The 2,708-nt window shown below is 35.7% G+C and carries 3 protein-coding genes; all 3 read right to left on the reverse strand.

Features of this window, described 5'->3' with window-relative positions; translation table 11 throughout:
- A partial coding sequence (locus P7122_RS15765) for a cell envelope biogenesis protein OmpA (protein WP_278006763.1) occupies positions 1-1,578 on the reverse strand: 1,578 nt, incomplete at its 3' end.
- 19 nt (positions 1,579-1,597) lie between these two features.
- Entirely contained in the window at positions 1,598-2,509 is a 912-nt protein-coding gene (locus tag P7122_RS15770; RefSeq protein ID WP_278006764.1) for a PorP/SprF family type IX secretion system membrane protein, read from the reverse strand.
- Between the two features lie 28 nt (positions 2,510-2,537).
- On the reverse strand, positions 2,538-2,705 hold the full coding sequence (locus P7122_RS15845; protein ID WP_367575434.1) for a T9SS type B sorting domain-containing protein: 168 nt from the start codon (positions 2,703-2,705) through the stop codon (positions 2,538-2,540).
- Between the last annotated feature and the right edge of the window lie 3 nt (positions 2,706-2,708).

Consider the following 2,708-nt stretch of genomic DNA (forward strand, 5'->3'; position numbering starts at 1 on the left):
GAAGTAAATAGGGTTAAGTACAATTTCATCTGGAGTCATTATTTTCTCGATAGGCTCTAAAGAAATCTGAACGTCAACCTCTTCATCATTAGTTCCTTTAACAGGCACTTTTTTACTTTCAAAATCTTCCATGACTACTTCAAGTTCAGAGTCTTTTTCGCATTCAACGATAAATTCAACAACACCTTGCTTATTAGTTGTTTTAGTAACCACTTTATTTCCATCAGCATCAAAAAGAGACACAGAAGCACCGTTTAGAGGCTCTCTTGTTTTGTCGTCTAAAACTGTAGCCGTAATTAAAACGTCGCAAAGAGGTTGTAGTTTTTTGAAAGCATATACATCATCACTTCCTTGTCCACCATCTCTGTTAGAAGATACAAAACCTTCTTCTGTTTCTTCATTAATAGTAAAAGCAAAATCATCACCATTACTGTTAATAGGAATACCGATGTTTCTAACCGGAGCGAGTTTACCATCTATAAGTTTAGTATAGAAAACGTCAAGACCACCTAAGCCTAAGTGACCGTTAGAAGAGAAGTAAAGGGTATTGTTGCTGCTTGAGTAAGGGAACATTTCTTGGCCTTCAGTATTTACTTTTTGTCCTAAGTTTTCAGGCTCGCCTAATGTACCATCGTCATTAATAGAAGCTTTGTAGATATCGAAGTTACCATAACCACCAGGCATGTTAGAAGAGAAATATAGTGTAGAACCATCAGCACTTACCGAAGGGTTTTTAACAGAGTAGTTTTCACTATTAACAGCTAAGCTTTCTACGGTATCCCAATCGTCACCTAATTTAGTAGCTTTAAATAAGTATAGTTGACTGTAGCGTACTTTGCTTAAAGAGTCTTTTTCAAAATCTTTTTCAAAATAACTTTCTCTAGAGAAGTACATAGTTTTGCCATCAGGAGAAAAAGAGACCAAACCTTCGTGATACTTTGTGTTAATTTTATTGTTCATTAACGTTGCAGTACCATAAGAACCGTCCGTATTTTTGGTTAACGAGTATATGTCTAAGAACGGTTGCTCATTCCAGCCGTAATTTTTACGGTTATCGTTTCTGGCAGAAGTGATGTAAAGTTTACCATCATATTCTACACCACCAAATTCAGATTGCGCAGTGTTAAACCCAGCATCTTGCACATTAAACTTTTTGCCTTGTTCTAAAATTTTAGGCAGGTAGTTAGGGTTTTTTCTAAACGCAGTCGCTCTGTTGTCTGAAGGACGCATAGATGCAAATTTTTCCATTTGCTTGTTAGATTCTTCATATTTTCCGTTAGCCTTAAGCATTTCAGAATATTTATAAATCATCTCAGGATTATCGTTAGACTCTAAAGCCTTAGCGTACCATTTTTCAGCTTCAACGGTATTGAAGATGTTGTAATAACATTCTGCCAATTGCCCATATACATAAGGAGATGCATCTCCTTTGTCAATGAGTTTTTTGTAGCTTTCAGCAGCATCAACATATTCAAATCTAGCAAACTCTTTGTCCGCTTTTTTTGTGTTTTTGTTCTGAGCAGTTAAGCATAAACCACTCATTAACATGATAAATAATAGTGTTTTTAAGTTTTTCATAATAGTTTAGCTTAACAGATTAAAAGTATCTAGGTGAACGTGAAACACGCTTAGGGAAATTAAGATCGAATAACAACATTACCTCATGAGAAGCAGGAGCGAAAGCTTTGATATCAGACGATACAGCATCATAAGCATATCCTACTCTTAGCGATTGAGTTAAAGCAAAATTAATTAAACCAGAAAAGGAATCGTCTAATCTGTAAGAAGCGCCAATTTCAAATTTTTTGAAGAACCTTGCATTCAGGTTCAGGTCAAAAGAAGTTGGAGCATCAAAAGCAGATTTAACCATAAACGAAGGTTTTAATTCCGTATTAGGAGAAAGGTCAAATACATATCCACCTGTTAAGAAATAGTGTTGGGTTTCAGATCCAATTTTTCTGTTGTTATCATCTAAGTGAACAGAGGATAACATGTTTGGAACAGATAAGGATAAATAATACTTATTGGTGTAGTAAAAGAAACCAGCACCAATATTAGGTGTGGTTTCATTTATTTGCATACCAAAGAAAGGGTCACCTTCATCAATAACATCTACATTACCACTGGTAAGGTTGATATCGTGAAAAGTAGCACCAGCTTTAACACCAAAAGCTAATCTGTGCTCGCCTCCAAGTTTTAAAGTATAAGATAAATCAACATAGGCATTAGTTTCTTTTACAGGTCCAATTTGGTCTGCAATTAACGAGACACCTAACCCTAGGTTACTACCAATAGGTGCATGGCCGAAGAATGTACCAGTTTCAGGGCCACCATCGATTTTAGACCATTGGTTTCTGTATAATAATCCAAAAGAGAGGTTTTCTCTAGATCCTGCATAAGCAGGATTCATAATGTTCATATTATACATGTACTGCGTGTACTGAGGATCTTGTTGCCCATACATTTGAAATGCAAGAAGCAAAACCGCTATTATCGTGAGTTTTTTCATTATCATTTAAGTTGATTCAGTTAGTTGATTATCTGTTTATATATACCCATGCGCTCTTTTGCTTAGCACCACCTTCGTAGACAACGGTGTAGAAATATGTACCTACAGGTAGTTCTTCACCATCGTTTGTTTGACCAAACCACTCATCTACATAGTTGTTTTTAGAGTAAACTAATGTTCCGTTTCTGTTAAAGATTTC

Source organism: Winogradskyella marincola, from assembly GCF_029624125.1.
Lineage (GTDB): Bacteria > Bacteroidota > Bacteroidia > Flavobacteriales > Flavobacteriaceae > Winogradskyella > Winogradskyella marincola.